The following is a 4,711-nucleotide window of genomic DNA, read 5'->3' on the forward strand; positions in this document are numbered from 1 at the left end:
GCCCAGCAACAGAACGTCCCCGGCCTGAAGCTGTTCGATCGCGACATGGATCATCCAGTTGTCGCAGGGCGGCGCCAGAATGGTCACGGCCGAGCCAGCAATCCGCGCGCCCGGATAGATCGGGCGCATGTAATCGGCCAACAGGCCCTTACGGCCCTGTGCCTCGTGCACGGTGGCCACGCCACAGGCGGCCAAACCGTCGATGATGTCCTGATCGGCCCGTTCGATATTCTGAACGACGATTCCAGTGGTTCCGGGTTGATAGGTCATCAGTCCAGCTCTTCCACGGTGCGGGGGAAGACCGCCTCGAACCCTTCGGCGTATTTCGCAGGCTTGCCACCGGCCTGACCGCCCGAGTTGCGGCGGAAGTGGTTGCCGCGGTTTTCAGCCACGTTCTCATAGAAATGCCACAGGTGTTCCTGACCCTGCATGCACTGAATGGCGGCCCATTTCTTGTCCCAGACCTCCGAGATGTCGAGGAACACGTTCGGCTTCCAATGCATCTGTTCGGTCTGATGCGGCTCGAACAGATAAAGCTGTGGCGCGCCCAGAACCTTTTGACCGGGGTTGTGGCCCCAGGCTTGCGCGACCATGCGGGCTTCCAGCGCAAAGTCGGTGGTGCGCATGTGGTCGGTGTTATACGGGTCCCATTTCGAGTGCGAGAACATGAATTTCGGCTGCACTTCGCGGATGATATCGACCATCTGGTCAAGGGTTTCACGACCCAGATCCAGCGGATAATCGCCTCGGTCAAGGAAACGGATGTCGTTCACGCCCAAAGCGGCAGCGGCGTTCTCGGCTTCCTTGCGGCGGGCGGTTTTGACCTTGTCCATGGTCATGCCGTCCTGTTTCCACAGTTTCGCGCTTTCGCCGCGCTCGCCATAGGACAGGCAGACAACGGTGACCTCATAACCTTTCGACTGATGCAGGGCGATGGCGCCACCGGCGCGCCAGACGAAGTCGGCCGAGTGGGCGCTGATGACGAGGGCGGTTTTCTTGTCGGACATATGTTGCAGCTCCGCTTGTAGAGGCGACCGGCTAGGCGCCGGACCGATTGGGGCGCACCATGCCGCAAGTTGCGCGTCTTGCCTATTTCGAATGAAGTTCATAAAATAAGTTTTAGCTATACCTGGGCGGCGAGGGCGCGATGCAGGCCGGTTTTCCCAACATTCGACATATGCGGGTTTTCCTTGAAACCGTCCGCGCCGGGTCGGTCTCGGCGGCGGCCGAGGCTTGTCATGTCTCGCAACCTGCCGCTACTCAGGCGATCAGCCGTCTGGAGCAGGATCTTGGCACGCCCTTGCTGGTCCGGCGCACCCGGCAGCTTGGCCCGACACCTGCGGGCGCGCTGTTCGCCGCGCGGGCCGAGGCGGCGCTGGATCATCTGCGGGCCGGGGCGCGGTCGGCGCTGCGCTCGGGCGGGGGCGAGGGCGCGCGGGTGCGCAACCCGTTCGATCAGATGGTCACCGCCGCGCAATTGCGGGCGCTGATCGCCATCGCCAACACCGGCAGCTTTACCATCGCCGCGCGCGAACTGGGCCTGTCACAACCGACGATCCACCGCACCGCCCGCAGCCTTGAGGCCACCGCTGGCGTGCCGTTCTTTACCGCGACCGTGGTCGGGGTCGAACTGACGGCGGCGGCGCAGGCTTTTGTTCTGGGGGCGAAGCTGGCGCAGGCCGAATTGCGGCAGGCGGTCGAGGAAATCAGCCATACGCTGGGCCATCACCAGTCAACGTTTGTTCTGGGGTCGATGCCACTGGCGCGGACCTCGATTGTGCCGGGGGCGGTGAACGCCATGGTCGCCGCCGAACGGGGGGTGCAGATCCGGGTGGTCGATGGCCGGTATAGCGATCTTCTGCGCAGTCTGCGCGAGGGCGATATCGATTGCCTGATCGGCGCGATGCGTGACCCGGCGCCCGCTGACGACGTGACCGAAGAGCCGCTGTTCGACGACCCGCTGTCGATTGTCGCGCGCCCCGGTCATCCGCTGTTCGAAAAGCCCGATCTGACGGTCGAGGATACGCTGGCTTATCCTTGGGTCGCGCCGCCGCGCGAGACACCTGCCGGGCAATACCTGTATGACACGCTGCGCATTCACGAACGCAACGAAACCCCGGTGCGGGTGGTGTCGTCGTCGATGGTGTTCCTGCGCGGGCTTCTGGCCGAGGGCGATTACATCTCGATCGTGTCGCGCCACCAGATCAGCGCCGATGAAAAGCAGGGCCAGATCGCGGTTCTGCCGATCAAGCTGGCCAGCAACCGCCGCAGCATCGGCCTGACCTATCGCAGCAACTGGCGCCCCACGGAATCGCAAGCGCACTTCATTAATTTCCTGCGCACGTTCAGCCGTCAGCGCGGCGGAGATCAGGCGGCTTGATCCGGGGTGCCATAGCTTTTTTCAATATCGTTAGGGGCTTTTCAATTGGGAGGTTCCCCGCCTTGGATGATAGGTAAATGCAACTTTTCTGTTAACTTCGGACGCTAGATGGCTGCATTGCCCAATTCCCCGCATATTGGTTTTCTCGGCTTCGGTGAGGCCGGGGCGGCGTTTGCGTCGGGTCTGTTGGCGGATAATCCGGGGCTGCGGCTGATTGCTTATGACCTGAAAACCGACATGCCAGAGACCCGGCCGGGCAAGCTGTCCGAAATGGCGGCGCTTGGGGTGATTGCCTGCGGTCATGTTTCGGATCTGGCCGCGGCGCCGATTGTGTTTTCGATGGTGACGGCGGATCAGGCCGGGGTGGCGGCGCGGGCGCTGGCGCAGACCGATCTGGACAGCACGCTGGTTCTGGACTGCAATTCCTGCGCCCCCGAAACCAAGCGTGGCAACGCCCGTGCGATCGAGGCTGCGGGCGGCGCCTATGTCGATATGGCGGTCATGGCGCCGGTGCATCCGCGCCTGCACAAGACGCCTTGCCTGTTGTCGGGCGCCCATGCGGCGCAGGCCAGAGCGACGCTGACGACCCTGTCGATGGCGGTCGAGGTCGCGGGTGACGAGGTCGGGCTGGCCTCAACCCGGAAAATGGTGCGCTCGGTGATGATCAAGGGGATCGAGGCGCTGACGGTGGAATGTATGCTGGCCGCCCGCAAGGCCGGGATCGAGGACACGGTGATTGCCTCGCTTGAGGACACGTTTCCCGGTTTTGGCTGGGCCGAACGCGCGCCCTACATGATCGAGCGCGCGCTGACCCATGGCGTCCGCCGCGCCGCCGAAATGCGTGAGGTGGCGCAGACGGTGCGCGATCTGGGCTTTGACGCGCCAATGGCCGACGCCACCGTCGCCCGTCAACAACAGATGGGCGATCTGAAACTGAATGCGGCCCGGATCGGAGCCACGGATCTTGCCGCGTTGACGGACGCGATCATCGCGGCACTTGCCTCTGGCAAGGCCTGAGCGAACACAGGAACACAGGAAGGAAACGCGCATGGGAACCAAGAAGGACTATGAGGACATTCCGGGGACGTTCATCTTTGACGCCGACCGGGGCCGCGAAGGCTATCACCTGAATCAGTTCTGCATCTCACTGCGTCTGCAAAAGAACCGCGATGCGTTCAATGCCGACGAAGAGGCCTATCTGGACAAGTTCCCGATGACGCCCGAGCAACGCGACTCGGTGTTGAAACGCGAATGGAACCGGATGCTCAGCCTTGGAGGGAATATCTATTACACCAGCAAGCTGGCCGCGAATGACGGGATCAATTTTCAGGATCTGGCCGGGATCATGACCGGCATGGGCCGCGAGGCCTATCGCGACATGATGCTGCACGGCGGCCGCTCGATCGAGGGCAACCGCTATAAATCGGAATGGGAGGGGGACGAATAATGGCCCGTATCACTGCTGGAGTCGGGTGCAGCCACGTGCCCGCAATCGGTGTCGCAATGGACACCCACATCACCGATCAGCCCTATTGGCAGCCGGTGTTCAAAGGCTTTGAAAAGTCGCGCGAATGGATAAAGGAAAAGAAACCCGACGTTATCTTCCTTGTCTATAACGACCACTGCACCGCGTTCGATGCGTCCTGCATCCCGACCTTTGCGCTGGGCTGTGCGGCGGAATTCCAACCGGCTGACGAAGGCTGGGGCCCGCGCCCGGTGCCGGTGGTCAAAAACCATCAGAAACTGGCCAGCCATATCGCGCAATCGCTGGTGCTGGACGAATTCGACATCACCATCATGAACGAGATGGAGGTCGATCACGGCCTGACCGTGCCGCTGTCTGTGATGTATGGCGACATGACGCCCGATGACGAATGGCCGGCTCTGGTGATCCCGCTGTGCGTCAACGTGGTGCAATATCCGGCACCCACCGGCAACCGCTGTTACAATCTGGGCAAGGCCGTGCGCCGCGCCATCGAAAGCTATGACGAAGACCTGAACGTGGTGATTTTCGGCACCGGCGGCATGAGCCACCAGCTGCAATACAAACGCGCCGGTCTGATCAACGCTGAATGGGACCAGCGGTTCCTTGATATGATCGTCAATGACCCGGTTGGCGCGGCGCAAATCCCGCATGTGGAATACCTGCGCGAGGCAGGGTCCGAGGGCGTTGAAATGGTCATGTGGCATGTCATGCGCGGCGCGCTGGACGACGAGGTCGTCGAGGTGCATCGCCACTATCACGTTCCGGCCTCGAACACGGCGGTCGGGCATATCATTCTTGAAAACAAAGCAAGCTGAGGAAAAATCATGCGAATTTGTGTTGCCGGC

Annotated in this window: 5 protein-coding genes and 1 pseudogene; 4 read left to right on the forward strand and 2 right to left on the reverse strand. The window is 62.0% G+C overall.

Annotation, left to right across the window (positions count from 1 at the left end):
* Positions 1-270, reverse strand: a pseudogene (locus ABYW26_RS10745) (4-carboxy-4-hydroxy-2-oxoadipate aldolase/oxaloacetate decarboxylase); the annotation flags it as partial.
* On the reverse strand, positions 270-1,007 hold the full coding sequence (locus ABYW26_RS10750; protein WP_372604848.1) for a PIG-L deacetylase family protein: 738 nt from the start codon (positions 1,005-1,007) through the stop codon (positions 270-272). The pseudogene ABYW26_RS10745 and the gene ABYW26_RS10750, both read right to left, overlap by 1 nt.
* Positions 1,008-1,177: 170 nt before the next feature.
* On the opposite strand from ABYW26_RS10750, the gene ABYW26_RS10755 reads away from it, so the two are divergent.
* The 4 genes from ABYW26_RS10755 (at position 1,178) to ABYW26_RS10770 (ending at position 4,681) form a co-directional block, all read left to right on the forward strand.
* The gene (locus ABYW26_RS10755; protein WP_372604850.1) at positions 1,178-2,380 is read left to right on the forward strand and encodes a LysR family transcriptional regulator; all 1,203 of its coding nucleotides are present in this window, start codon (positions 1,178-1,180) and stop codon (positions 2,378-2,380) included.
* A 108-nt stretch (positions 2,381-2,488) separates the two neighbouring features.
* Positions 2,489-3,397: a DUF1932 domain-containing protein gene (locus ABYW26_RS10760; RefSeq protein ID WP_372604851.1), complete on the forward strand. Its 909-nt coding sequence runs from the start codon at positions 2,489-2,491 to the stop codon at positions 3,395-3,397.
* Between the two features lie 31 nt (positions 3,398-3,428).
* Positions 3,429-3,827: a protocatechuate 4,5-dioxygenase subunit alpha gene (ligA, locus tag ABYW26_RS10765; RefSeq protein WP_372604852.1), complete on the forward strand. Its 399-nt coding sequence runs from the start codon at positions 3,429-3,431 to the stop codon at positions 3,825-3,827.
* Positions 3,827-4,681, forward strand: a complete 855-nt coding sequence (locus tag ABYW26_RS10770; protein ID WP_372604854.1) for a class III extradiol dioxygenase subunit beta — start codon at positions 3,827-3,829, stop codon at positions 4,679-4,681. The genes ligA and ABYW26_RS10770 overlap by 1 nt, the downstream gene beginning before the upstream one ends.
* Positions 4,682-4,711 lie beyond the last annotated feature (30 nt).

Origin of the sequence: Actibacterium sp. (assembly GCF_041584535.1) — a bacterium.
Lineage (GTDB): Bacteria > Pseudomonadota > Alphaproteobacteria > Rhodobacterales > Rhodobacteraceae > Actibacterium_D.